1 protein-coding gene is annotated in these 215 nt (G+C 51.6%); it reads left to right on the top strand.

Annotated features, from left to right (window positions below):
- Positions 1-215: condensation domain-containing protein (locus HFD99_RS25430; protein ID WP_167441124.1), on the top strand; the 215-nt coding region annotated here is incomplete at both ends.

The following is a 215-nucleotide window of genomic DNA, read 5'->3' as shown; positions in this document are numbered from 1 at the left end:
AAAACCATGTCTGGTGAAATCCCGGCGCTGGATATGCCAACGGATTTTACAAGACCTGCTGTACAGCGTCTGGAAGGAACTCGATTTGAGTTTGCGATCCGTATGGAGGACAGTGAGCAGTTGAAACAGCTGGCCGCGCAAACCGGCTCCACCTTGTACATGGTGTTGCTGGCAGCGTATAGCACGCTCTTGCATAAATACACGGGTCAAGAGGA

The organism is Paenibacillus sp. EKM301P (assembly GCF_011800295.1).
Lineage (GTDB): Bacteria > Bacillota > Bacilli > Paenibacillales > Paenibacillaceae > Paenibacillus > Paenibacillus polymyxa.
Note: the sequence above shows the minus strand (reverse complement) of the source record. Positions and strands in the feature narration are given on the sequence as shown.